Origin of the sequence: Nitrosomonas eutropha, assembly GCF_900116685.1 — a bacterium.
In the GTDB taxonomy this organism is placed as follows: Bacteria; Pseudomonadota; Gammaproteobacteria; order Burkholderiales; family Nitrosomonadaceae; genus Nitrosomonas; species Nitrosomonas eutropha_A.
This window is the reverse complement of record NZ_FPBL01000002.1, coordinates 301,580-327,388: the sequence shown is the minus strand read 5'-3', so window position 1 is coordinate 327,388 and position 25,809 is coordinate 301,580. Positions and strand designations below refer to the sequence as shown.

General features: G+C 48.7%; 26 protein-coding genes. 9 read left to right on the top strand and 17 right to left on the bottom strand.

Features of this window, described 5'->3' with window-relative positions:
* Window positions 1-8: 8 nt before the first annotated feature.
* The 3 genes from BM331_RS04120 to BM331_RS04110 all read right to left on the bottom strand — a co-directional run bounded on the left by BM331_RS04120 (window position 9) and on the right by BM331_RS04110 (window position 3,138).
* Window positions 9-1,487 (bottom strand): alpha-amylase family glycosyl hydrolase, encoded by a 1,479-nt coding sequence (locus BM331_RS04120; protein WP_074927304.1) that lies wholly within the window; start codon window positions 1,485-1,487, stop codon window positions 9-11.
* Between the two features lie 159 nt (window positions 1,488-1,646).
* Window positions 1,647-2,486, bottom strand: a complete 840-nt coding sequence (locus BM331_RS04115; RefSeq protein WP_074927302.1) for an SDR family oxidoreductase — start codon at window positions 2,484-2,486, stop codon at window positions 1,647-1,649.
* Window positions 2,487-2,577: 91 nt separating this feature from the next.
* Window positions 2,578-3,138: an LbetaH domain-containing protein gene (locus BM331_RS04110; protein ID WP_256214810.1), complete on the bottom strand. Its 561-nt coding sequence runs from the start codon at window positions 3,136-3,138 to the stop codon at window positions 2,578-2,580.
* Between the two features lie 29 nt (window positions 3,139-3,167).
* Between BM331_RS04110 and BM331_RS04105 the strand changes: the two genes are divergently transcribed.
* Window positions 3,168-3,644, top strand: coding sequence for a glutathione peroxidase (locus BM331_RS04105; protein WP_074927300.1), 477 nt, complete (start codon window positions 3,168-3,170; stop codon window positions 3,642-3,644).
* Window positions 3,645-3,666: 22 nt separating this feature from the next.
* Window positions 3,667-4,239 (top strand): DNA-3-methyladenine glycosylase, encoded by a 573-nt coding sequence (locus BM331_RS04100; protein WP_074927299.1) that lies wholly within the window; start codon window positions 3,667-3,669, stop codon window positions 4,237-4,239.
* A 181-nt stretch (window positions 4,240-4,420) separates the two neighbouring features.
* Here the strand turns inward: BM331_RS04100 and BM331_RS04095 are convergent, their stop codons facing one another.
* The 3 genes from BM331_RS04095 to yhbY all read right to left on the bottom strand — a co-directional run bounded on the left by BM331_RS04095 (window position 4,421) and on the right by yhbY (window position 5,684).
* Complete coding sequence (locus tag BM331_RS04095; RefSeq protein ID WP_074927297.1) at window positions 4,421-4,804, bottom strand: CBS domain-containing protein; 384 nt, start codon at window positions 4,802-4,804, stop codon at window positions 4,421-4,423.
* Window positions 4,801-5,211 carry a CBS domain-containing protein gene (locus tag BM331_RS04090; RefSeq protein ID WP_074927296.1) on the bottom strand — a complete coding sequence of 137 codons (411 nt, stop codon included), beginning with the start codon at window positions 5,209-5,211 and terminating at the stop codon, window positions 4,801-4,803. Before BM331_RS04090 ends, BM331_RS04095 begins: the two co-directional genes overlap by 4 nt.
* A 98-nt stretch (window positions 5,212-5,309) precedes the next feature.
* Window positions 5,310-5,684, bottom strand: a complete 375-nt coding sequence (gene yhbY / locus BM331_RS04085; RefSeq protein ID WP_074927294.1) for a ribosome assembly RNA-binding protein YhbY — start codon at window positions 5,682-5,684, stop codon at window positions 5,310-5,312.
* A gap of 33 nt (window positions 5,685-5,717) precedes the next feature.
* On the opposite strand from yhbY, the gene BM331_RS04080 reads away from it, so the two are divergent.
* The 6 genes from BM331_RS04080 to cysG all read left to right on the top strand — a co-directional run bounded on the left by BM331_RS04080 (window position 5,718) and on the right by cysG (window position 13,555).
* Entirely contained in the window at window positions 5,718-6,338 is a 621-nt protein-coding gene (locus tag BM331_RS04080) for an RlmE family RNA methyltransferase (protein ID WP_074927293.1), read from the top strand.
* Between the two features lie 91 nt (window positions 6,339-6,429).
* Window positions 6,430-8,361, top strand: a complete 1,932-nt coding sequence (gene ftsH, locus BM331_RS04075) for an ATP-dependent zinc metalloprotease FtsH (RefSeq protein ID WP_074927291.1) — start codon at window positions 6,430-6,432, stop codon at window positions 8,359-8,361.
* Between the two features lie 70 nt (window positions 8,362-8,431).
* Window positions 8,432-9,286, top strand: coding sequence for a dihydropteroate synthase (gene folP / locus BM331_RS04070; protein ID WP_256214809.1), 855 nt, complete (start codon window positions 8,432-8,434; stop codon window positions 9,284-9,286).
* Window positions 9,287-9,452: 166 nt separating this feature from the next.
* The gene (gene glmM, locus BM331_RS04065) at window positions 9,453-10,829 is read left to right on the top strand and encodes a phosphoglucosamine mutase (protein WP_074927288.1); all 1,377 of its coding nucleotides are present in this window, start codon (window positions 9,453-9,455) and stop codon (window positions 10,827-10,829) included.
* 119 nt (window positions 10,830-10,948) lie between these two features.
* Window positions 10,949-11,962 carry a PstS family phosphate ABC transporter substrate-binding protein gene (locus tag BM331_RS04060; RefSeq protein ID WP_074927286.1) on the top strand — a complete coding sequence of 338 codons (1,014 nt, stop codon included), beginning with the start codon at window positions 10,949-10,951 and terminating at the stop codon, window positions 11,960-11,962.
* A gap of 162 nt (window positions 11,963-12,124) precedes the next feature.
* A complete protein-coding gene (gene cysG, locus BM331_RS04055) occupies window positions 12,125-13,555 on the top strand; it encodes a siroheme synthase CysG (protein WP_074927477.1) in 1,431 nt (476 codons plus the stop codon).
* 36 nt (window positions 13,556-13,591) lie between these two features.
* On the opposite strand, the gene yedF is transcribed toward cysG, so the two are convergent.
* The 9 genes from yedF to BM331_RS04010 all read right to left on the bottom strand — a co-directional run bounded on the left by yedF (window position 13,592) and on the right by BM331_RS04010 (window position 22,935).
* The gene (gene yedF, locus BM331_RS04050) at window positions 13,592-13,831 is read right to left on the bottom strand and encodes a sulfurtransferase-like selenium metabolism protein YedF (protein WP_074927285.1); all 240 of its coding nucleotides are present in this window, start codon (window positions 13,829-13,831) and stop codon (window positions 13,592-13,594) included.
* A gap of 15 nt (window positions 13,832-13,846) precedes the next feature.
* Window positions 13,847-15,049 (bottom strand): selenium metabolism membrane protein YedE/FdhT, encoded by a 1,203-nt coding sequence (gene yedE, locus BM331_RS04045; protein WP_074927283.1) that lies wholly within the window; start codon window positions 15,047-15,049, stop codon window positions 13,847-13,849.
* 330 nt (window positions 15,050-15,379) lie between these two features.
* The gene (cas2, locus tag BM331_RS04040) at window positions 15,380-15,670 is read right to left on the bottom strand and encodes a CRISPR-associated endonuclease Cas2 (protein ID WP_074927281.1); all 291 of its coding nucleotides are present in this window, start codon (window positions 15,668-15,670) and stop codon (window positions 15,380-15,382) included.
* A gap of 2 nt (window positions 15,671-15,672) precedes the next feature.
* Window positions 15,673-16,707 carry a type I-C CRISPR-associated endonuclease Cas1c gene (cas1c, locus tag BM331_RS04035; RefSeq protein WP_074927280.1) on the bottom strand — a complete coding sequence of 345 codons (1,035 nt, stop codon included), beginning with the start codon at window positions 16,705-16,707 and terminating at the stop codon, window positions 15,673-15,675.
* A 16-nt stretch (window positions 16,708-16,723) separates the two neighbouring features.
* Complete coding sequence (gene cas4, locus BM331_RS04030) at window positions 16,724-17,350, bottom strand: CRISPR-associated protein Cas4 (RefSeq protein ID WP_074927278.1); 627 nt, start codon at window positions 17,348-17,350, stop codon at window positions 16,724-16,726.
* A 7-nt stretch (window positions 17,351-17,357) separates the two neighbouring features.
* Window positions 17,358-18,278: a type I-C CRISPR-associated protein Cas7/Csd2 gene (gene cas7c / locus BM331_RS04025; protein ID WP_074927277.1), complete on the bottom strand. Its 921-nt coding sequence runs from the start codon at window positions 18,276-18,278 to the stop codon at window positions 17,358-17,360.
* Between the two features lie 5 nt (window positions 18,279-18,283).
* Window positions 18,284-19,972: a type I-C CRISPR-associated protein Cas8c/Csd1 gene (gene cas8c, locus BM331_RS04020; RefSeq protein ID WP_074927275.1), complete on the bottom strand. Its 1,689-nt coding sequence runs from the start codon at window positions 19,970-19,972 to the stop codon at window positions 18,284-18,286.
* Window positions 19,969-20,694, bottom strand: a complete 726-nt coding sequence (gene cas5c / locus BM331_RS04015; RefSeq protein ID WP_074927273.1) for a type I-C CRISPR-associated protein Cas5c — start codon at window positions 20,692-20,694, stop codon at window positions 19,969-19,971. Before cas5c ends, cas8c begins: the two co-directional genes overlap by 4 nt.
* A gap of 15 nt (window positions 20,695-20,709) precedes the next feature.
* Window positions 20,710-22,935 carry a CRISPR-associated helicase/endonuclease Cas3 gene (locus BM331_RS04010; protein ID WP_074927272.1) on the bottom strand — a complete coding sequence of 742 codons (2,226 nt, stop codon included), beginning with the start codon at window positions 22,933-22,935 and terminating at the stop codon, window positions 20,710-20,712.
* Window positions 22,936-23,137: 202 nt separating this feature from the next.
* Here BM331_RS04010 and BM331_RS04005 point away from each other — a divergent pair, with 202 nt between their 5' ends.
* On the top strand, window positions 23,138-24,385 hold the full coding sequence (locus BM331_RS04005) for an EAL domain-containing response regulator (protein ID WP_083414684.1): 1,248 nt from the start codon (window positions 23,138-23,140) through the stop codon (window positions 24,383-24,385).
* Window positions 24,386-24,418: 33 nt separating this feature from the next.
* Here the strand turns inward: BM331_RS04005 and BM331_RS04000 are convergent, their stop codons facing one another.
* On the bottom strand, window positions 24,419-24,949 hold the full coding sequence (locus tag BM331_RS04000; protein WP_074927269.1) for a dihydrofolate reductase: 531 nt from the start codon (window positions 24,947-24,949) through the stop codon (window positions 24,419-24,421).
* Complete coding sequence (locus tag BM331_RS03995) at window positions 24,946-25,740, bottom strand: thymidylate synthase (protein ID WP_074927267.1); 795 nt, start codon at window positions 25,738-25,740, stop codon at window positions 24,946-24,948. The genes BM331_RS04000 and BM331_RS03995 overlap by 4 nt, the downstream gene beginning before the upstream one ends.
* Window positions 25,741-25,809 lie beyond the last annotated feature (69 nt).

Here is a 25,809-nt window from a genome sequence, read left to right as displayed (position 1 = left end):
GGTTAAGGTTACTTTTCCAGAATGTGGTAACCCCAAGCGGGCAGGTCAACAAAAAGCTGAGTAATATTTTCTATCCGAACTGGTAACGATTCACTCAAATTCATCAGGTCATGCCAGCTCTTGGTACTTTCTCCTGGTTGTAAATCGGCAAACTCCAGTAGACATTGGCCTGGATGGGGTGCGTAGTTGACGATGATTAGCAGAGAGTCACTGCTTTCCCCTTGCCAGTGGTACGCGATGAAATTATTCCAGGTCCCGTTCTCTTTCTGGGCCGGCAAGCATTCCAGCAATACCCAGTTTCCCTGTCGTAATACCGGGTTTTTCAGAATCTGCAGCAGTTGTTGATAAAAGTGACTGAGTCTGGAATCTGTCGGTTCATCCGGACTTCTGCATAAGTGCATCGGGATATGTACCCGCTTGCCTTCCAGTTGTCCAGCCTGAAAAAAACGCATCCCTGGTGCCAGATAATTGATCATGGCTGCTGCTTCATGCACAGTCGGCGGAAAAACAGTCGCCGCGCGCTGCTCATCGTGATTCTCCAGGAACCGGGTGAGTTTGCGCTGATAAGTGATATCTGCTGTGAGATGGTCGTGCACAGGTTTGGGAGCTTGGCTGAGTAGCCGATCATATAATCGTTTGTCGTAAGTGTAATCAAATCCTTGCTGCTGCAGCGCCCATTCCAGATCCCAATACACTTCAGCCAGAAAAAGGAAACCCGGAAATTGTTTGCGGACTGCCTGAATGGTGGCAGGCCAGAAGGAGGTGATGGAGCGCTGCCAAGTACGTTCAAAAATTTGCGGTAACAGCAGCATGGCCATATCACAACGTACGCCGTCGCACAGCTTGGCAATGTTTAGCAGTTCTACTTGCATCGCCTGTTGTACGGCAGGATTGCTGTAATCCAGTTGCAAAGTATCTGGCCAGCCATCAAAGTAAGGGTCACGGCCATAGGCAAAAATTCGCTGATCTTTGCCAGATGAATTCGATACAAGTGCAACATAGTTTTGTGGATTGCGCTGTAAATCCTCCCGTGTCCCGTTGATATAGAACTCAGGGTGTGTCTGCATCCAGGGATGATCCAGTGCGGTGTGATTAGGAACGAAATCGAGCATGAGGCGCAATCCGCGTTCATTGAGTTTGTGGCGCAGGTGCTGCAGCGCCTTGTTTCCTCCCAGCCTGTCGGCCACCTGATAACGGGTAATGGCAAAGCAGGAACCGCAAATATCTGTCTCGGACAGATCCGGTAAGCAGGTGGCCTTAAAGCTTTTCTGCCAACCAGACTGTGTGCGTGAAACATGCTGACCAGCTTTTCCGGTTTCCCATACGCCAAGCAGCCATACCCAGTCAAACCCCAGTTCAGCTAACCGATCCCATTCACTATCAGGCCAATCATTCAGTGGGGGAGGTGAGATAGCAGCGCGTGAAAGCTCGTACTGTCTGATGCGGGCGTTGAGCTGATACAGCAGGGGATAGGAAGGGATGGTCATAGAATATTTCTAATTTTCATCAATTTTCGGGAGAATCAGTAGCATACCGATCAATAATTTACCCTTCGGCCGCAACGGTAAATTACCAGCCATTCATTATGCAGAATTATTGAAAAGAATCTAACTATGTGTCTGGAAATACTTGAGCACTATATTTCTTTACTGATGCCTGTGCCCGGCCTTGGCCAATAATTTATCCAGTACGGAAACGGGTAAGATGCGCTTGAGAAGGCCAAACATGTGGGTCGGAAAGGTAACGTAATAGCGGGCATCAGGGGTACTTGATTTAAGTATGCAGATCACCTTTTTCAATACGGCTTCTGGAGGCAGAGTGAAAGGGACAGTGGGTCCCTGCTTGTTCAGCCGGTCCTGAACAATGAGGTATTTCTCGCGGTGAATACTGTGCTCGATATCGATGTGGCGTTCAAACGCTTTCATTGCGTTGGCACGGAATTTCGTGGCAATTGGCCCTGGTTCGATCAGGCTGACAAAAATATTGCTCCCTCTCAGTTCCAGCCGTAAGGTATCGCTCCAGCCTTCGACTGCAAATTTGGAGGCGTTGTACGCGCCACGGAACGGCATGGCAGCAAAGCCAAGTATGGAGCTGTTTTGTATGATACGACCCTGTCCCTGCTTACGCATGACGGGCAAGATCAGATTGGTCAGCTCCACCCAACCGAAAAAATTGGTTTCAAACTGGGCGCGCATGGCTTCCCGACTGAGATCTTCTACCGCTCCAGGCAGGCCATATGCACCATTATTAAATAATGCATACAATTGGCCATTGCTGCGATTCAGGGTTTCTTCAACAGCGCGTTGAATTGAGCTGGAATCGTTCAGATCAAGTTGGAAACTTTCTAATCCCTCAGCAAGTAACATGTCCACACTTTCCTGTCTGCGGGCGGTGGCAAAAACACGGTAACCGCACGCCTGCAATCCATGCGCAACGCAATAGCCAATGCCGCTGGAGCAACCGGTAATCAATATGGATTTTTTCATAAGCTGGATTTGAGCGATATTAAAATAAAGGAGGGAGTATGAGCAGCATCTGGGTAATGATGAATTTACGCTGCGGGCTGTCCGAAGTTCCCTAAAGTTCATTCTGAATACGTTTATACCCTTGTATAAGGGTATTGTTGGTTCTGGCGATATCCTCGGAAAATTCTGATGCCTTGGGGGTTACTTTTTTTGATAGAAGCCAGGTCGGTTTTTGGCCAGATGCGTTGTGTGGAAGGAACATAAAAGCCTGGTGGCAGATCGCAGCCATCAACGACTGAATTGTGGCGAACGACACATCCTTCACCGACCGTGCAGTTGAACAGTACGCTGTTAAATCCGATGAACACTCCGGGGCCGACGATACAAGGCCCGTGTACAATTCCCGGTGGGCGATTGAGGTACGCTCCCCGACAGTAACTGCTGCGCCCGATTTGGAATGAATGACTACGCCATCCTGAATGTTGGAATGCGCACCTACTGTAATGGGTTCCATATTTCCGGCTTCATCCACCTCATCTGCCCGAATGACAACGTATGGCCCGATAAACACATTTTCATGTACGACAATACGTCCGCAGAGAATGGCAGTGGGATCAACAAAAGCACTTTCGTGGACGATCGGTTGATCACCCGTGGGGTTTTTTCTAATCATGATAATTTCTGAGTGCGTTATAAATAGCGATGGATATCTATGACTATGGCGTAAAAACGATTGATGGGCAGAATAAACTGCTCGGCGATTATAAAGGTAAAGTCTTGCTGATAGTGAACACGGCCAGTAAATGTGGTTTTACACCCCAGTATCAGAGTTTGGAAGCGTTATATCAACGATACAAGGATCAAGGGCTAGTTGTACTTGCTTTTCCCTGCAACCAGTTTGGCCACCAGGAACCGGGTAATGAGCGTGAAATTCAGGCGTTCTGCTCATCTGATTACAGCATCAGCTTCCCTTTATTTGCAAAGATTGAAGTGAATGGCACCAATACCCATCCGCTCTATCAATATCTGAAGGGTGAAAAACCTGGTGTGCTGGGTTCCAAAGGTATCAAATGGAATTTCACCAAGTTTCTGGTAGATAGAACCGGGAAAGTGGTTAAACGTTATGCACCAGTTGATAAGCCGGAATCTCTGATCGGGGATATCGAGCAGCTGCTCTAATTTTATTGAATGTTTGTCGTGTATGAGTCTGGTTTCATCTCTTGATATTGATTTCTCAGCGCCCCCTGCCGAAGTGGCGCGTTCCCTGATAGGCGTGACGCTTATGCTGAATGGTGTAGGTGGTCGGATTGTGGAGGTGGAGGCTTATGATCGTGAGGATCCTGCTTCACATTGTTTTGGCGGAATGACGCCACGTAATCAGGTGATGTTCGGGCCGCCGTGCCGTGCGTATGTCTATCGCTCTTACGGCATACATTGGTGCTTCAATATTGTGTGCTGTCCGCCAGGCCACGGTGCCGGCGTGCTGATCCGTGCACTGGAGCCGCTGGCAGGAGGGTTGGATACTATGCGGAAGCGACGCGGGCTGGATAATGTACGTTTGCTCTGCGCAGGTCCCGGGCGGCTTTGCCAGGCGCTCGGAATTACTATGGCGCATAGTGGCATGCCGGTTGATGTTCCTCCGTTTCAGCTTCTGCCGATTACAACTCCGGTAGCAGTTGTTACCGGGCCGCGTATTGGTATTTCCAGAGCAAAAGAAATACCCTGGCGTTTCGGGTTGGCTGGGTCGCGTTTTCTAAGTCGTCCATTTCGCTGAATTTCTACAGAAATGAGTGAGTCGAGCCCTTGTCAGTAAGGGTTGATTTAGTTTGTGATAAACCGGAAGCTGGAAGTATGTTTATGAAACGATTGATTTAATTTTTATGCCTGAAAGTTCTATTGGAGAAAACAACGCAGATATTTCTTGTTTTCTCCAAGGCTTATCAGAGTGGCTTGCTTCAGGTTTTTTCTACGATGTGGCGCAAAAGATCAGTTGAAGTAAGGATACCCCACGGCTGGTTTCCTTCTGCTCTGACGATAAGGCTATTGATTTTATTGTCCAGCATTGTCCGGATAGCGGTATTAATTTCGGCGGAAGGTTCAATTACGATGGGCGCATCGCTCATGAGATCCTTAACAAGATTTTCAGCTTTAACACCGTCTGAGTCATGTCTGGCCATTGACAGATCTCTGTCACTCAGTACGCCAACCAGTTTTCCCCCATCCAGTACGGGGAGATGATGGCAGGCATATTCTTTCATTATCTCCAGGGCTTTTCCCACTGAAATATCGAAGCCTATGGTTTGAGGCATGGGCGTCATCAGATCACGGACTTGTGTCATTTTCTGCCTCGTAATATCTCAACCAGAACATCCAGTGCATCAGTTACTGTAAATATGCCCTGCAGATCTCCCTTTTCATCCGCCACCAGCACACTGCCAATTTTTTTCTCTGACATCACCAGAATCACATCCTCGATGGAAGTGCTGCCCTGAAAAGTCACGGGATCGAGTGTCATTAGATCATCTGCTCTGACCAGGAACTTTTCACGGGCGCTCAATGCCGAAACGATTCTGAGATCACGTTCGCTGACGATGCCCGTTATTTTTCCATTCGACATGATGGGAATGTGGCGTACTTTGAGATTCTTGACGATATCCAGTAACTCATCAATCGAGCTGTCCTCGCGTGCGGTGACCGGATAGGGGGTGGTAAATTCCTGAATCGGCAGTTCCAGTTTTGTGCTCATAAGCATCTCCATATGCGTGAACTGGTCTGAGTTATACCAGATCACTAAGTATTAGGGAATCTTGTCCGGGAGAAATGGCAATCAGTTTCTTCAGCTGTTTATTTTCTCGGTGGAGCTTTCTTCATTCGTTGCGCAGGTTTGCGTTTTGGTTTGGAATCAGATTTAGATATATCCACAGCCGTGGTCTCGACGTTTTTTTTATCTGGGTTGATCCGGTATATAATTAAAATCTTACCGATCTGCTTGATAGGTGCGGCATTTAGAGAAAGGCAAATTTGTTCCAGTAGGGACGTTCTCTGGCCTCGATCGCCTTCAAGCACTTTAATTTTGATAAGCTCATGCTTCAAAAGATTCCGATCCAACTCACTAATAACATTTTCTGCCAGGCCATCCTTACCAATCGTTACTACTGGATTTAAATGGTGCGCACTGGCCGTAAGCTGCCGGCGCAGAGCCATATCAAGTTCAAGCATTAAAACTTTCCTCAAAACACAGGATTTTACCTGATGAAATCTGCCAAAACCAGCAGAGCCTGGATAAGAGCGCATATCAATGATAACTTTGTCCGCAAGGCTAACCACGAAGGTTATCGTTCGCGTGCGGCCTACAAATTACAGGAAATCGCCGAGCGCGATGCACTTTTTTCACCGGGAATGACGGTTGTCGATCTGGGAGCAGCGCCTGGCAGCTGGTCACAAGTGGCACTCGAATCTGTCGGGCCGACTGGAAAGGTTTTTGCGCTGGATATGCTGGATATGCAACCCTTGCCTGGCACGATATTCATTCAAGGTGATTTTCGTGAAAATGGTGTTCTGGCCGCGCTGGAGAAAGTTTTGGATGGGAAGCGGGCAGACCTTGTAATTTCCGATATGTCACCCAATCTTACCGGAATTCGTGTCAGTGATCAGGCTCACGGCATGTATCTGGCAGAGCTCGCTTTGATGTTCTGTCGCGAACATTTGAACCCCGGGGAAAACTTTCTTGTCAAAGTATTTCAGGGGAGTGACTTTGAGACATTCCGACAATTAATGCAGGCTGATTTTGCAAAAGTCGTCATCAGGAAACCAAAGGCTTCGCGAGATCGGAGTAAAGAGTTATATTTGCTGGGACTGGAAAAAATAATCTGATAGACTGCGGTAACAGTCCTGTAACAGATACAGATAAACCGCAGCGTTTCAAAAATTCGGTTTCGTCGAGAAGCAAAATTGAGGAGCTAATATGAATAATTTGATTAAGAACATGGCTATCTGGCTGGTGATTGCATTAGTACTGATGACAGTCTTCAATCAGTTCTCTACCCGACAGCCATCACAGCCTCCCATGGAATATTCACAATTCATCAGTGAAATGCACCAAGGCAGGATTGCCAAGGTAGTAATCGACGGTCGTACCTTGAGAGGTGCAAAAACAGATGGCCGCTCGTTTATTGTCCATTCGCCTTCCGATCCATGGCTGGTAAGTGATCTTCTAAAGGCTGGAGTGGCAGTGGAAGCTAAGCCGGAAGAAGAGCCTTCCATGCTGATGAGCATACTTGTGTCATGGTTCCCGATGTTGCTGCTGATTGCTGTCTGGATCTTTTTCATGCGCCAGATGCAAGGGGGTGGTCGCAGTGGTGGTGCTTTCTCATTCGGAAAAAGTAAAGCCAGAATGCTTGATCACAAGAGTAACAACGTGACTTTTGCGGATGTGGCCGGTTGTGAAGAGGCCAAAGAAGAGGTTGCCGAGTTGGTCGAATTTCTGAGAGACCCTTCCCGATTCCAGAAACTGGGTGGTCGTATTCCTCGCGGTGTACTGATGTGTGGTAATCCGGGAACAGGTAAAACGCTGCTTGCCCGCGCCATTGCCGGTGAAGCAAAAGTACCATTTTTCAGTATTTCCGGTTCGGATTTCGTCGAAATGTTTGTCGGTGTCGGTGCCTCCAGAGTGAGAGATATGTTTGAGCAGGCGAAAAAACATGCACCCTGCATTATCTTCATTGACGAGATTGATGCGGTCGGCCGTCAGCGTGGCGCAGGTCTGGGAGGTGGAAATGATGAGCGCGAACAGACGTTGAACCAATTGCTGGTTGAAATGGATGGCTTTGAAGGCAATATGGGTGTGATTGTTATTGCTGCTACTAACCGCCCGGACGTACTGGATCCTGCTTTGCTGCGTCCAGGCCGGTTTGACAGGCAGGTTGTTGTCCCGCTGCCGGATATTCGCGGTCGGGAACAGATTTTGCTGGTACATATGCGCAAAGTTCCTATATCCCCTGATGTGAAAGCCAGTATCTTGGCAAGGGGCACGCCTGGTATGTCAGGAGCTGATCTGGCCAACCTGGTTAATGAGGCTGCCCTGTTTGCCGCACGAGCCAACAAACGTCTGGTTGATATGGATGACTTTGAACGTGCGAAAGACAAGATTCTGATGGGCGCAGAACGTCGTTCCGTTGTTATGCCCGAAAACGAGCGGCGCAATACTGCTTATCACGAATCGGGGCATGCGGTAGTGGCTTATTTGCTGCCTAAAACCGATCCGGTTCACAAGGTTTCAATTATCCCGCGCGGACGTGCACTGGGTGTAACTATGCAGCTTCCTGCCGAGGATCGTTACAGCATGGATCGCGATCAGATTTTGCAGACGATTGCTGTCATGTTTGGCGGCCGTATTGCAGAAGAAGTGTTCATGAACCAGATGACAACCGGTGCTTCCAATGACTTTGAGCGGGCAACAGATACCACTCGCAAGATGGTGACGCAATGGGGTATGTCCGAAACGCTGGGACCGATGGTGTATGGTGAAAATGAGGGAGAAGTATTCCTTGGACGTTCAGTTACTACGCACAGAAATCTGAGTGAGGCAACTATGCAAATGGTCGATGCCGAGATTCGTCGGATCGTTGATGAACAATATGCACTTGCACGCAAGATCATCGAGGAGAATAAGGATAAAATCGAGGCGATGACTCAAGCATTGCTTGAGTGGGAGACAATAGACAGCGACCAGATCAAAGATATTATGGAAGGTCGCCCACCGCGTCCACCGCAATCACCTTCTTCTTCTCTACGGCAGGATAAAGGTTCAACCAGCACCAGCGGCGGTGAGGTCAAACAGCCCGCAGATGAGCCTGCAACAACAGAAGAAGCACCTGCTCAAAAGGTAGAAGCCTAAAAATTGTATTGTTCTTAATTAATGGCCTGTACGAATAAATAAAACGTACAGGCCATTTTTTCTTGCTCAAGTGAATAAACTGCAAAGGATTCTTCAAGAAAATTGCCCACTGATCATGGGGGTGATCAATGTCACGCCCGACTCTTTTTCTGATGGCGGCTGTTTTGATACAACCGGGAAAGCAATTGAACAGGTGAATCGCCTGGTTCGGGAAGGTGCAGATATCCTTGATATCGGAGGGGAATCTACCCGTCCCGGGAGTCGATCTGTTGAATCGGATGAAGAGCTGTCACGGATCATGCCCGTCATAGAATTTGCGTTGAATATGAATATTCCGGTTTCGGTTGATACTTCCAAACCGGAAGTGATGCAAGCCGCTATTAATGCCGGGGTTGTTCTTGTTAATGATACCAATGCGCTGCAAGCTCCTGGTGCACTGGAAGTTGTTGCAGACAGCTCTGTTATGGCTTGTCTCATGCATATGCAAGGCCGACCAGAGACAATGCAGCTTGATCCGCAGTATTCGGATGTGATTGCCGAGGTCATGGCTTTTCTGGAACAACATGTTGCATTGGCAATATCAGCCGGGATTGCACGTGAGCGAATCATTATTGATCCCGGTTTTGGCTTTGGTAAAACACTGGAGCACAATCTTGCCTTGTTACACCATCTGGACCATTTTACCGCTATGGATCTGCCTGTTATGGCGGGTATTTCACGTAAATCAATGCTGGGAATGATTACAGGTAATACAGTTGATAATCGTGTGTATGCCAGCGTGGCGGCTGCTCTTTTGGCCGTGGGACAGGGTGCCAGGATTGTACGGGTGCATGATGTCAAGGCGACCCGTGATGCATTTTCAGTGTTTGCGGCAATGGATCGTATTTATCCAGGTTTTCTGATATACCCGTCACCCGACCAATAATTGATTGTACGATAATCAGTACCCAGACCCTATAATACGAGTATGACAATTGGGTAGTTGATTACTATTGATCTATCAGACACTAGCATCTGTGGGGTATTGATTGTGATATTGTGAATTCTGTTAAATACTTTGATCTGGAATTCAACAGGGAAGCGACACTGATATGAAGAAAAAATATTTTGGTACAGATGGCATTCGTGGAAAGGTGGGGGAATTCCCGATCACGCCCGATTTTTTCCTGCGTCTGGGGTATGCTGTTGGCAAAGTGTTGCTGGCGTCCGATTGGAAACTGGCGGTAGATAAACGACCCACTATCCTGATTGGAAAAGATACACGCATATCCGGATACATGCTGGAATCCGCGCTGGAGGCTGGTTTCTCGGCGGCAGGGGTAGATGTTCTGCTATCCGGGCCATTACCAACCCCTGCTGTAGCCTACCTTGTGCGAGCGCTGCGCATTCAGGCCGGAGCAGTTATTTCTGCTTCACACAATCCATTTTATGATAATGGCATTAAGTTTTTCTCTTCTGAAGGCTCAAAACTGCCGGATAGTGTGGAGCTTCAAATTGAAGCTGAGCTGGATTTTCCTATAGAAACAGCGCCTTCTATCAAATTAGGTAGAGTACAACGTCTTAAGGATGAAGAAGGCCGGTATATCGAATTTTGTAAAAGTACCTTTCCTAATCAGCTTGATTTACGAGGCTGGAAAATCGTGGTTGATTGTGCCAATGGTGCGGATTACCAGGTCGCCGGGCATGTGATGCATGAACTGGGCGCTGATGTTGTAACCATTCATGCAAATCCGGATGGGTTCAACATTAATCATGAATGTGGTGCAACCCATATCAAGGCACTACAAGGTGCAGTTTTGCAACATGGTGCAGATTTTGGTATTGCTGTAGATGGCGATGGCGACCGAGTGCTGATGGTGAGCGGAGAAGGGGTGGTATACGATGGTGACAGCCTGGCCTACATTATTGCTAAACATAGACAGCAGCGCGGTGTACTACAAGGTGGAGTGGTTGGGACACTCATGACCAATCTGGCTGTTGAGCACGCTTTTGAGCGGCTCGGAATTCCATTTGCACGGGCAAATGTCGGAGATCGTTATGTGTCTGAATTGCTGCAACAGAATGACTGGTACTTGGGCGCAGAGAATTCCGGCCATATTATCTGCCGTGATAAACATACGACAGGCGACGGAATTGTTTCAGCTCTCCAGGTTTTATATGCATTACGTGACACGGGTTTGATGTTTGCTGACTTAATGCGTGATGTTGTTTTCTTTCCCCAAAGATTAATTAATATAAAAGTTCCCAAAGATTTTAATTTTCAGAATGATCAGGTAGTAGAGACATGCAAAAACGAGGCAGAACAGGCATTGGGAAATGATGGGCGTATTTTACTGCGTGCTTCTGGAACTGAACCGTTAATCAGGGTGATGGTGGAAGGAAAAGACCCTCAACAGATTGAATACTGGGCTGAGAAAATTGCTGGAATAATTCAGCAACAGGCCACTGCTTCAACTGCTGGGTACTGAGCTACCATCACAAGACTGTAATATATCTTGTTTATCTTTGGTGAATACCTGAAGTTAGAGTCATAGGGTATACAGGTCAGATATCTTTTCTTTAATTCTTGAACATCAAGGTGACTATTATGCAACAGTTCTTATTAAAATCCAGTAGTAGAGCCGGATTTTTAATTACGACCCTTATCCTTCTGAGTGGAATTAGTGGATATATTCAAGCCAGATCGCTTGTCAAGATAGATGGATCGAGTACTGTTTTCCCGATTACAGAAGCTGTTTCTGAGGATTTTCAGACTGCCACAAAAGGGGCCACTATGGTTACCGCCGGTATCTCCGGTACCGGTGGAGGATTCAAAAAATTCTGCAGAGGGGAAATCGATATTGTGAATGCATCTCGCCCGATCCTGTCTTCTGAAATGGAGCAATGTCGGCAGAATGGCGTGCAATACATCGAGATGCCAATTGCTTTTGATGCATTGACGGTGGCGGTCAACCCCAGAAATAGCTGGATTAAATCCATAACAATTGCTGAGTTAAAAAAAATATGGGAGCCTGCAGCGCAAGAAAAGATACTTAACTGGAATCAAATCAACCCGGCTTGGCCCAATGCCAAAATCAAACTTTTCGGTGCAGGAGCTGATTCAGGTACATTCGACTATTTCACCGAAGCCGTGGTCGGTAAGGCAAAATCCAGTCGTGGAGATTTTACTGCCTCGGAAGATGACAATGTACTCGTTCAGGGTGTGGCGAGCGATTTAAATGCATTAGGTTTCTTTGGCTTTGCCTACTACATTGAAAATCAGAAGAAACTGAAAGCTGTGGCGATTGATAATGGTGCTGGCGGTGTTCTGCCTTCCATGCTTACCGTACAAAATGGAAGTTATAAGCCATTATCGCGTCCTCTCTTTATTTATGTAAATGCAAAATCAGCAAATAAACCGGAAATAAATGAATTTGTTATCTTTTATATGCAACACGCACAGCAATTGATTGAGGAAGTGAGATACTTCCCGCTAAAAAAGGAATTCTACGATTTCAATATTAAACATCTCCAGAGCAAGACACTCGGTACAGTGTTTGGTGGTGAAGCTGGCATGGGTATGACCATTGAGGATCTGTACAAGCGGGAAAGAGTTCAATAATCGGCACATCCATGGCCTGAATTCTGATCGTGGGCAGGAGATAGCACAATCAGCAGGTACTGAACCCGGATATGTAATTCCGGAATAAGAGGTTATACATCGTTCTGATTAACCTTTAACGGGCCAGACGGTTCTTTGTTTATTGAATCCTATTTTATCTGTATGGATTACTTGCCGGTTTTTCTCAACATTAAACAGCGAAATTGTTTGATTGTTGGCGGAGGAGGTGTTGCAGCCCGCAAGACGAGGTTGCTGCTGCGAGCAGGGGCGCACATCCATGTCGTTTCCCCCGCAATTAGTGCTGAATTCGCTGGTTTGTTGCAGCAATTCCCTTCAATCTCACATAACGCCGAAACCTTTCGCCCGGATCACTTGCAGGACAGGGTGCTGGTTATAGCCGCTACGCATGATCAGGCAACCAACCAGGCTATCTCGATTGCAGCCCGGGAAGCAGGTATTCCAGTAAACGTTGTCGATAATCCGGATTTATGCACCTTTATCATGCCTTCCATTCTGGATCGCTCTCCAATTATCGTTGCGGTATCAAGTGGTGGCAGTTCTCCAGTACTGGCAAGGCTGTTGCGTGCACGACTGGAAGCATTAATTCCCGCTGCCTATGGCCGACTGGCAACTTATGCCGCGCAGTTTCGTGAACAAGTCAGACAGCATTTTCCTCACCAGGAAAATCGTCGTTTCTTCTGGGAAAAGATGCTGCAGGGGCCGTTTGCAGAAATGGTATTTGCTGGCAAAGATCGGGCTGCCCGGGATTATTTATTAGAAACATTGAATAGTAGTGTGGATCAACCTCCGGTTGGGGAAGTTTATCTGGTGGGAGCAGGCCCGGGAGATCCGGATCTGTTGACTTTCCGCGCTATGCGCCTGATGCAGCAGGCAGACGTGGTGATTTATGACCGGCTGGTTGCTCCTGCCATCCTGGATATGGTCAGACAGGATGCTGACCGTATCTATGCTGGCAAGGAACGTAATCAACATACCCTGCCGCAGACATCAATCAACGACCTGCTGGTCAAGCTGGCGCAGGAAGGTAAACGTGTATTGCGGTTGAAAGGTGGTGATCCTTTTATTTTTGGACGAGGGGGTGAGGAAATTGAAACTTTGTCACAACATCGGATTCCATTCCAGGTTGTTCCTGGCATTACAGCCGCATCCGGTGTGGCCAGTTATGCAGGTATCCCTCTGACCCACCGGGATTACGCGCATTCCTGCGTTTTTGTAACCGGACACCTGAAAGACAACACGGTACAACTTGATTGGTCGGCACTGGCGCGTCCCAACCAGACGATTGTCGTCTACATGGGGTTGCTGGGCGTCTCCGAGTTATGTCGGCAGTTGATTGCCCATGGTCTGCCAGAAACGACACCAGCTGCTATTATTCAGCAGGGTACAACCCCTAATCAGTGTGTTCTCACCGGCACACTTGCAACATTGCCGACAATCATTCGGGATAACCCATTGAAACCACCAACACTCATCATTGTGGGAGAAGTGGTCAAGCTTCGTCAGAAACTTGCCTGGTTCAATTCAACTTCAAAATCTTTGGAAAATACGCCTACTTACTCGAAACATCCTTAGCTTCAAACCCCGGTTGATCTGGTGGCGAGCGCTATCTTAACGGCGGATCAAATAACGAATGGTGGGACCATCCTGCTGGATCTCCAGAACTTCGTAGCCATGATTTTTGGCATCAATCGGAATGTTGTTGATTGACTGTGGGCAGTCGGAAATCACCTCCAGAATCTGCCCCGGCTGTAACTGAGGCATAGCTTCCAGCGTTGCTACAGCAGGATAGGGGCAGGGTTCTCCTATCATATCGAGGCGAAAATCAGGAATGATGGTAGTTGATTTCATGGGAGGCGCTTATATTCAGGCCGTTTGCAGAGCCTGGCGGGCTTTTCGGGCGAAGAAATATTTTTCCCAGTACAGCACCAGTGCCAGAAACACACCCAGCATAGTATAGGTAGCCAGTAGGCCGCCTTGTGGTCCGAATGTCTTAAGGAGATTGATCTTGTCAAAATTTACGACAAGAATGGGCGCCAGATCATCCCATACCAGTGCCAGCAGTGTGGAGCCGATAATGTTACCTAATCCCACCAGCCAGAAATGCACCTGTCCTTCCACCGCGCGATACATCCAGCCTGTTTCGCAGCCACCTGCCAGCACAATGCCAAAGCCGAACAGTAATCCGCCAATGACTGCATTTGGCCCGGCCCAGAATATTTTAGGATCCATTCCTAGTTGTACGTAGCTGTAAACACCAATCGCACCGACTGCCATGCCCGCGATAATCGCCTTGGCCATTTGCGTGCGGCCGGTAATCCACAGATCACGAAACGCTGAAGTAAAACACACTTGCGCACGCTCAATGATGAGGCCAAAAGCCAGACCAAACAGGGCAGCATAACCCAGCCTGGGTTCATCCAGCGCTCTGGAAACCGCCCACAGCACAAAAGTAATAAACAATAACATGCCGATGCGAAAGTGGCGCTGTGCTCGGGTTGCATGCTGGTTAAGTGGTTGCGCTGCTGATACTTTTTGCAGCTGTACCGGAATGCGAAATATTGGCAACAGGCTGACCTTGGCGCCTGCCAGCGAGCCGATTGCGGTAGCAATAGCAAAAAACCAGGCATGCAAAGAAAACTGCGGAATGCCGGTAAAAAATGCCGCCAGATTACATCCCATGGCCAGGCGCGCTCCGAAGCCCGCGATAATGCCCCCCATAATGGCCTGAAACACACGGATACGGTGCTGGGGTAAGCGCAATTTGACGTTATTGGCCCACAATGCTGCCGAGAAACACCCTACAAACATACCGAGAATCATCACTCCATCAATACGTGTCAGCAGTGAACCCTGCAGACCGATGACCTGAAAATAACCCCAGTGGGAAACATCCACGCCCAGCCATTGCAGGATATGGCCGCCCCAGCGGGTGAATTCGCCTGTTACGGCCCAGAAAGTGCCAGTAATACCGAAGTAAAAGGCAGAGAGAATACCGGCTGCAATCACTGCGGGCACGGGTGACCAGAAACGTACCAGATACTGATATTTGAAGTTGTACCAATTCATTTTCTATTTTTTTGTCTCATGAATACGTATGATATTTTTTATATTCTATGACTTTTGCACGTATTTTACTTTTGAATATAATAATTAGCGCTATTCAAATTTGAGTATCCCTATTTTAATTTACACACCCGACAGGTGACCGGGCGCTACAGTACAGTTACAACTTCTTGATACATCATCAAAATTCGAGCAGTTTGCGCGAACATCAGATTTTCCTTGACTGCATGTAACAGATAAAAGGAGGGGTAAATTATTTTTCTATTCTGTATCATGTGGTTAGATGTGGCGCGAACCGGCCGGCATTTGGCCGATGCTACAGGTTCGCGCGTATCAGATGGTGAGTGGCCCTTCAAAATCAACTGCCTTGAAATTTCCATATTCTTTTACATGGAGTTTAATTGGTTCGGTTAACCGATACAGTCGCAGATTATCTTCCTGCTCGTCTATTTCTGCCAGCAGGCGGCGTTCCAGTTCTTCATATTGCATCAAATCAACACGGCATTCAAATACGGATTTTTGCACACGCTGCCCGATGCTTTCGCAAACTTTTGCGATTCGTCGCAATCGTTTGCGGCCAGCTTTGGTTTCTGTTGAAACGTCGTAGGTAACAATAATCAGCATCACTATCTGGTCAGGAAAGGGAGATAACCATCCATTTCGCCGCGTATAACACGGGCCATGAATCTTGCCTGAAGTTGCGGCAGCAGGCCGATAGGCACTTTGGTTCCCAGTAACGGATGGGTAACTTCTTCCTGCTTGCGTTCCTGATAAGCAACGACCACAGCTTTCCTGGCTTTGTCCTCCAGATGGATTGCCCCGCCTTCCCGTACCTGCAAATCCCGTGCGGTGATCTGCCCGCGGTTGATCAGCGTCAGTACCAGCCGGTCGGCCAGGAATGCACGGAATTCCTCCATCAGATCCAGTGCTAGTGCAGCTTTTCCCGGGCGTATTGCATGCAAAAAACCTATTTGCGGATCCAGTCCGACACTTTCCAGCGCCGAGCGGCAATCATTCATGACCATAGAATAAATAAATGAAAGCATGGCATTGAAACGATCACGTGGCGGGCGGCGTGTTCGTCCGTCCATTGTAAAGAATTCACGTATATCTTTGCGGACCAGATGGGGCAGAGCAGAAAAATAAGTTTTAGCCGCATCTCCCTCAATCCCGCGTACATGATCAAGATCTCTTGATTGTGGCAAGCTTCGGATTGAGAAGGCCAGAGATTCCGAGGCACCGCTCAATATTCTCTGGTCAGCCTCGTCGTTACTTTCGCGTGCACCGCGTAGCAGTACCTGTCGTGCATTGCGCAATTTTCCAGCAATGATTGCCTGTGTGGTTGCCAACACAAAATTCTTATCGTTCACTTTGCGATGCTGAGCCTGGCGTAGTAAAACATTGCCGCTGACCGAACCTTCCAGGCGAGCCTTGAAACGGCCATTAGCATCCACCAGTACAAGGCTGATGCCATTATCGGCACAACGATGCATCAGAGCCGGGGAAACCAGCACGTTACCAAAGCATACGACTGAGCCCAGATGATGTAACGGTACCTGTAATTTCTTTTCTCGTTCCACATCGATGCGCAGGGTATCGTTTTCCAGATGTGCGTAAGCGTTGGGAGTCAGGATATAAAGGGTATTGAGAATCTGGCGCATAGTCTGTCTTGATCAGTTAATCATTGACGGTAAATAACGTTGCCTGTGCTGTTCGGTAATTCGACTTCTGTGCCAACACTTCCGGCTGACAAATGTCTTTCAGCGAACATTCCCTGCAACGTGCGTCATTTGCAGGAGGTGGTAAAGTGTCGGTCGCCAGCAATGCGCGAATGGCAGCAACTGTTTCTTCCACCTGCGCTCGCAAAGCGGAGGTGATGATGACTTCCCGCCGGCGCCGTGAGGAATGGTGATAAATTGAACCGTGCGTGACGGGTTTGCCGGTCATTTCCTCCAGACATATTGCTTGAGCGGCGAGTTGCAGATCATCATGCAGTTTGGCCCGTTTTTTCCCATGTTTGTATTCCACCGGATGAATCTGCCCGTCGGGGTAAAATTCAACGACATCGCACTTGCCGATCAGCCCCAACCGATCGGACCATACCGGTAAAGAACGTTCGCTGCGTACGCCTTCAAAGGTTTCGAAACCAGGGTCGTCCACATGCTCATGGACGGCGTTACCTCGCATGGTGTGAACGTTTTGATCAAAGGCCTGTTCCAGATGGATCAATGCGCACTGGCGCGGGCAGTAGCTCCAGTGCTGGAGGGCGGAAAGCATGATGGGGTCGTCGGATTCACCATTCATGCTGCTATCAGCCAACAATACGCTGTAATGTCACGCCCTGCGGCAAGTCTGCCTCATCTACCATAACGGTGTAATCACCAAAGTCACGTACGACGGAATTTTCATTTTTTATTTTTAGTTTGGGCTGAATGCGTGCGAATAAACTGTGAGCCGGAGCGTTACCCAGTTCGCTGTCATGTTTGAACACATACAGCCCCCGGGTTGCCATTTCACCTCGTGCAGCAGAGCGATCATGCTCGAACATGCTTTCGAGTGCCTGCCACAGTAATTCGAGGTCGTCTTCACCAAAATCAGTTTGGTTGGCAAGATGGGCAGAGATAAAACCGTGGGCAACGTAGAGACCGTACGGTACGGTGAATTTGCGGCCCATGGTACGGTTGTCGCCAGACTGTTTTTCAGCTTCCACTTCAGTAGCGACAGCCATGCGGGTAATGGAATGTTCCAACGCCACGATAGGATTGATAGAGCGGGCAAAGGTGAGTTGTACCGGGCCGCGTACTTGGCCGCAGTTGATACCGGTAGACATGACAGCCCCAAACGTGCGTACATCATAGAAATTTTTACACATCCACTGACGAGCTTCTTCAACGGCATTGCCTCCTTTACGCTTTTTATCCTCTCCTTCCAGCAGCTCGGGTTTGCCGATGCCGACATAGGCGCGCTTGTTCTGATTATTGAGAATGGCTTTCTCTTTAACGTAAATCTCGAAGCGTTTTTTGTCTCCATTCAAGGATTCTGTTACCTCCGACTGATCCCTGGTCATACTGACAAAGTTACGCACTTTGCGTTTCAGGGCGACATCCGTCATCAATCCCAGCCCGGTTTCCGCATCGACACGCGGCAGGTTACCTGCATCTGGGTCACCATTCGGATTACCGTCTTTTACATCGAATAACAGTACAAAGTCATAGCGGTTTTTCAGTGTCATGGTGATTATTCTCCTTTATTAGCAGGTTCGGATTTAGTGAAGAAGGCTTGTCGCTGATGGTAATACCCGATAGCAAAGCGCCCTTGATCGGCCAGATTCAGATGTGTCGGGAAGTCGCTGATATTGGCCATGATTTCGCCGATAAGTTTTTCAAAAAAGCGTTTGCGCCCTTCTTCCAGCTTGGCAAGATGATGATTTTTCAGCTTCATCAGGTTGGCAAATACGGTAACCGGCGTACTGGAGGCTGCGCCATAGAAGCGATCACGAATCGTGGCGTTTAGCCCCGGGCTGGATTCTTCCTGTATCTTTTCCAGCGCGGCAAACAGACGGCCGGTACGGTAACCGGGATTGGTATTGGAATTATCGAGTGACACTGTGATCTCCTTTTCTTGAGAGGATGAATGATGTACCTGCCGGTTCAAACAGGCTTTGATGAGCGAGGCGCGTGGATAGGTGATTTTCCGTTCTGCACGAATGCGGCGCACGGCAGCAGCCAGCAGGGTTTGCGGATAAGGTAACCCTTCCAGAATGGCTCGCATAGAATCACCGGCCAGATTGGGTGGAATATTTTCTGATTTGCCTTGTGTGGCTGTGGAAACCAGCAGACGGGAAGGTTTCTCGAAGCTGGCATGAACAATTTTCAGATCCTCGAAATGCCGGCGTATCCGCTGCGACATTCCGGCAACCGTGCCTGTCAGCCAGAAACGCACACTGATGCGCGCCGCATTGGGAGCCAGCCCCAGCACATAAAAAGGAGTATCACCCCCCTCATCAGAAAATGTGCCGGTCTCTGGTGACTTGAATAAGGCTTCGATAGCGCGCGTTTGCCTTGCTGGATCATCCTTGGGTGGCTCATCAAAAATACTGGCAAATGAATCCTCCAGTGGAGAAGATTGCTCGGACCAGAACACAGTGGAAGCATCACCCATCTGAATGCGCTGGGTACTTTCTCTACTTAATAAATGGTTGAGTGCGGTGGTGTAGGCAAAAGCAGCATGTTTGCCTACGGGCGCATTAGCTCCCTGTTCTTTGGCAAAAGAATTGAATGCCTCCTTATTGAAGGAAACTATATTCGCACCGCTGGTCTGGGCGCCCCAGACACCTTTGATGGCAATATGCAGGCGCTCGAAGTGGTCAGGTTTGCCGGTAATCAGACAGATGATTTTTTCTGCTTCTGTACTTGCATTTTCAAACAGGGTGTGGACTGCCGGGCGCTGGCAAACCAGCTCCTTATCACCACTTAGCCGGAAACTAAGAATGGAGTTGGTGTCACGAATTTCTGACCAGAGCGGGTCATTCTCCAATCGCTCTTTTTCAGGAGAGTGCAGGAATGTGCAAATAGCATTCAATCCGGCATCGTTAATCTCGTTGGCTAATACTTCCAGTTTTGCCAGGAATGCTGCGTGCTGTTCCTGTACCCGTTCCGGTTTTCCTGTATTGGTTATGCCCAGCACATATTCAGCAGTATCCCACAATGAATTGGCTGTAATCCCAGAAGCTCTCTTTACTCCTTGGGGTACTAGAAAGCTGCGAGCAATTTTCTTCTTGCCTGCCATGGTTCTCGTGTCCTCGATCTGCACGAGGCTACCATCAGCATTGATCTCGAGAATGAACGGGATAGGTTTGATTTCAAAACCAGGGCGAGGTAAATCCGGCTTGCGTTCGTAGTATTTATATAGCGCTTGCAGGATCATCCCCGCACCTCCACGTTGTTCAAATCCAGCCCACCATTTTTCATTTCAGCCCGGAAGAAGCGTGGATTAGGGCTGACAGGATCGGAGTAATTCATGTCGTACAGCATCCAGCCCAGATCACGGGTTTCGGTGATTGGCGAGGGCTCGGCAGAAATATCCTCGATCAGCCTGAAGCTGGCAGAAAATTCGCGACAACCCAGATAAGGCTGGTTCACGCATTGCCCTTTGGCAACGCGACGTTCGAACATGGCGAGAAATTTTGCCGGGGTATTAGCTGCATCAGCTATTTGCCGTTCCTCCGGGTCATTGATGGGATGTTTCACCAGATGCGGGTAGTGATGCTTGCGCTGTGAGGCATCACGCATTCCAAAGTGTGCATGAATACGATAGGCAACATCGCGCAGGAACAATCCGGCACGCTGCTGGCGTACATCCTCGATGTACAGGCCAAGGTCGCCGCTACCACTGTTCATGGCAGTCTGTACATTGCGCGTTGATATAACTGCCCCGACTTCATTGCGCCGCAGATTGATCCATTTAATCGGATTTAGCACTTCTATTTTGGTGATATGCCACTGAATGGCAGGTTTCCACAGAATGGCTTCAAACACAGCGCGTGCGGCAGAAGGAGTCATCACGTCATAGCTGACACGTTCGACTTTCATTTCCGGCCGAGTGAAGCAGGCGAAATCACCCGATACTTCCAGACAATAGGTTTTCATGTTTTCTATCCTTGTTCAAATCACCAGGCTATCCGGCGTGATGTTGCTGTCGAACACCACGCCGAGCTTATCGTTGTAGAGTGCTGCACTTGCCTGTGCGTAAATGCCAGGCCATATCTGACATACGTCGCCCTTTGCTTCAAGCCGTGCGAATACATACCTGGGCAGATTGACTGAGTACCGCTGTAGCTTACGCATCAGCCAGCGTTGTGGCCCTTCCTTTTTCAGTTGATCAAGCAATATATCGTTGTCGTCATAGCGCACCAGTATGGTCTGGTAGGTGCTGTCATCTATCAGTTGGAATCTGGTTGCTGCGGTGCGGAACTGAATTGCGCCATCGCCGGCATCGCGTGTAAGCAAATCATGGATGCCATATTTGTCGAGCGAAGGAGCGCGTATGTAAAGATGTTCGAAGAACCGCTTGGCAAGTCCGCGTTCCAGCACATCATTTTTATTGCCGGCTAGCAGACTGACCGAGATCTGTGCAGCCTGGCGCAACAAGCCGGGAGGCGCGGGTTTGGGGGGGACGAAAACCACTACTTTCCCTGGTGTGTAAAGTTTGCCCTCCCGGTTGCAGCGTCCGGCGGCCTGTGCAATTGAATCCAGCCCGGCCAGTGCGCGATACACCACCGGAAAATCAAAATCTACGCCGGCTTCTACCAGTTGCGTGCTGATCACGCGAACAGACTGGTTATTCTTCAATTTTGCCCTGATGTCAGCGATAACGTGGCTGCGGTGTTCTCCGCACATTAGTGCCGATAAGTGTATGGTTCCTTCCGGCATCAATCGGTACAGTTCACGTGCATCGTCGCGGCGATTGACAATGCAAAGTATGGTTGAGTGTTTTTGCAGTGCATTGGCGATACTTTGCCAGTCGTCAGGCGTTGTCAGATCATCGGGAACTGTGACTTCAACCCGTTTTAGTTTCCGGTACAGACTGTCCGGGTCATCCATGATCTCGCGCACATTATCTAACCCGCGAAAAGGCTGTTCACCAAAAGATTGAAAAGAACCCAAGGCTGGCTGAGTAGCTGTGGAAAGTACGAATGTTACGCCGTAATGGGCTACCAGCAGATTCATGATGTCAGCGATTGGCTGCAAGAATTCTGGTGGCAGCAATTGTGCTTCATCCAGCACGACGACACTGTTGATGATGTTGTGCAGCTTGCGGCAGCGGCTGGTGCGGGCAGCAAACAGGGATTCAAAAAACTGGACATTGGTGGTGACGATGATCGGTGCATCCCAGTTTTCCGTTGCCAGCCGGGAGCAGGCATCTTCCTTGTCGGGATCGAGATTGGCGTGATGTTCAACGATGTTGTCGCCAAAAACATCGCGAAAAATATTGGCAGTCTGTTCGATGATGCTGGTGTACGGGATGACGTAGATAATGCGCCGCTTCTGGTGCCGTATCGCATGCTTTAATGCGAAGGCTGTTCCAGATAGGGTTTTTCCTCCTCCTGTCGGTACCGTCAGGGAAAACATTCCCGGTACAAGCTGCGCTTTTTCCCGACATTGGTTCAGGATAGCGGTACGGATGACATTAACCGGTGTATCAGTTTTGGCTTTACTCATCATGTAGTTATCAAATGTTTCCAGCAAGTCGGCCAAATCGCGATAACCTTTGCGGACGGCGGCTTTGCTGCCATCCATGAAAGCCTCGGTATCGAGAAAATCAGCATCGGTTAAACACGAAAACAGCATGCGCAACCAAAGATGCAATCCTTTCGTGCCCCCTTTAGGTTTGGTGATCGGTAGGGTTTGATCAAAAATATCTGCGGGAACAGCGTGAGGCGGGATACGGTTGAGCAGATAGTCATGTTCCGGGTTCAAACGTACGGAAAGCGACTTGCCACCAGTTTCTGAAGCGGACCAGTCTGGCAGGCCAGCGTGATGACCTGCAATCAGATAAGCCAGAATGCGACCAGGCTCATCCAGTTGGCGCATCGCATGAATGGCTCCCGCTGTGGAGTGATCCACACGGCCTGGTGCACCTTCGATATGTGCTTCGGCGTTATAGCCGCTGACATTTTTAATGTAGCGCTGAAATTCATTGCTGTATTTACCCAGATCGTGCCATATTCCCGCCAGCCTGGCCCAGTCGGCGCTATCAAAAGCATTGGCTGCTTCACCTGCACGGCGATCGACTTCACGCAAGTGTTCATCCAGGGCGTGTTCATGCCAGAAATTTTCTTTATCCTGACGGACATGAGCTAGAAAAGTCGTATTGTTTCCAGTATTCATATCTTTCAGATTCCTGGAATGGTTTTTAGAGATCGGGTTTTTGGTATTCTGCTGTGCTTGAAGTCGCTCTTAGTTAGCAAGCAAAGGAAGAATTACCTGCTTATTATGATGAGAAATTTTATTTAACTTCGTCCGGGATTATTTCGGCGTGCTATGCTTTTATTGGGTTACTGAGATTTGTGCACGGGTAATTGATGAAGCGATGATGACTGATATATCTACAACCAGAATCCTGATCCTGGACGATGATCCATTCATACTGAAGTTGTTGGCGCGCATGCTGGTCAATTTGGGTTTTCCATCAGTTGATTGTTGCGAAAACGGTGTGGATGCATTGAAGTTGCTGGATGATGCTGCTACCCGTCCTGATCTGATTTTGCTGGATCTCAACATGCCTGGCATGGATGGCATTGAATTCGTACGCCATCTGGTTGAACGGAAATTTACTGGCAGTCTGATTCTTGTTAGCGGTGAGGATGAGCGCATGCTCAAAACGACGGAAAAACTGGTACAGGCACACAAGATTCCCATTCTGGGTTACTTGCAAAAACCGGTACAGCCTGAAGCGCTGCGAATGCAGCTGATGAAGCTGGCTTCGTCGTTATCCGGACAAAGTGAGAAGGGAGCTGCCTCTAAAACCTACGATGCGGTGGCAATCAAAAATGCGCTTAATTCTGGAGAGCTGGTCAACTATTACCAGCCGAAAGTTCGGGTAGAGACTGGGGAAATAGCCGGAGTTGAAACACTGGTACGCTGGCATCACCCCGTAGATGGGGTGATCTATCCTAATCAGTTTATTGGTACGGCAGAAAAATGCGGCCTGATTAATCACCTTACCCAGGCGGTGCTCAGGCAAGCCTTTGCTCAGGCAGGAATATGGCAGAAGCTGGGTTGTGATCTGAAAGTAGCCGTTAATGTGTCGATGGACAACCTGGCATCTCTTGATTTCCAGGATACGGTAGTCAGGCTGGCAGCTGAAGCTGGGGTGCCTCCTAACAGGATTGTGCTGGAGATTACTGAAAGCCAGTTGATGGGAGATGTGCGTGTCTCGCTGGAAATTCTGACTCGCTTGCGCCTGAAACGTTTTCATTTGTCTATTGATGATTTTGGTACGGGACATTCCTCACTGGCACAGTTGCGGGATATTCCGTTTGATGAGCTCAAGATTGATCAAGGGTTTGTGCATCACGCTTCCGAGGATGAAACGCTGCGCGCCATTTATGATGCCAGCCTCGCATTGGCCAAGCAGTTGAGTATGGAAACAGTTGCCGAGGGGGTGGAGAGTCGCGAAGACTGGGAATTACTGCGCCAGACTGGCTGTGATCTGGCGCAAGGAAATTTCATTGCACGCCCCATGCCGGCCGAAGAACTGGGCGGCTGGGTGAAAAAGTGGCGTGCTCGAATAGAAGCGGAATCACTCGTTTCCCGGAGTGAGGGGCAAGCGCAGTAGAGTTTTCCTGGCAGGAGGCCAGATTAATTTTGTTTAGATACCAGAATCTGGCAGTTTGCGATCCAGCATCACAAAGTGATATTCCAGGCCGTTACCTCCTGTTTCATGGCGGATTTTGCGAGAGATTTCCTGCCAGTCGTCGTGATCGTACTCCGGGAAGAAAGTATCGCCTTCGAAATCCTGCTGAATTTCGGTCAGGTACAGGCGCTGACACAGCGGTAGTGTTTGTCGGTATATTTCAGCGCCCCCGATGACAAAAATCTGTCTGTCATCATTGGTGAAGTGGTCCAATACTTCCTGAATCGAGTGTGCCGTGATAATCCCCGGCACATCAAGATTGTGCTGACGAGAGAGCACAACATTGGTACGGTTAGGCAGGGGTTTGCCAATGGAATCAAATGTACGACGCCCCATCACAACAATATGGCCGGTGGTCAACTGTTTGAAATGCTTCAGATCTGCTGGTAAGTGCCAAGGCAGGGAATTGTTCAACCCGATAACATGGTTGCCTGAGACGGCAGCGAGAATGGCAAGTCGGGGGGTGACAGGTTGCAGGATAGTCATACGGCAACCGGTGCCTTGATGGGCGGATGAGGATCATAATTATGCAGGGTGAAATCCTCGTATCTGAAGTCAAGGATATTTTTGATTGCCGGGTTCAGTTCCATTACAGGAAGGGGTTTGGGTTCACGAGTCAGTTGCAGGCGAGCTTGTTCAAGGTGATTCAGATACAGATGTGCGTCTCCAAAGGTATGAACAAATTCACCGGGCTTGAGATTGCAGCACTGCGCGATCATCAGCGTCAACAAGGAATAGGAAGCAATGTTGAATGGAACGCCCAGGAAAATATCCGCGCTGCGCTGGTAGAGCTGGCAGGAGAGCTTGCCATCCGCCACATAAAACTGAAATAGCACATGGCAGGGGGCGAGTGCCATTTTATCGAGATCTCCCACGTTCCAGGCGGAAACAATCATCCGGCGTGAATCCGGTGTTTCTTTGATTTGCTGGATCACTTGCGCAATCTGGTCGATGGATTTGTTGCCGGAAACAGTCCAGGAACGCCACTGGTGACCGTAAACCGGCCCTAGGTCCCCATTTTTATCTGCCCATGCATTCCAGATGGAAACACCATTTTCTTTCAGATTGTCAATATTGGTATCGCCACGCAGAAACCACAATAATTCATGGATGATCGATTTGACATGGCATTGCTTGGTTGTTACCAGCGGAAACCCCTGTTGCAGATCAAAACGCATCTGATAACCGAAGACAGAAAGTGTCCCGGTGCCGGTGCGATCGGTTTTTTTATGACCGTATTGCAACACATGTCGCATCAGATCAAGGTATGGATGCATGAATAATCCTGAAAGCATGAATCAAGCAGATATAATACAACGTTAGATGATAAATAACGGCGATCAACT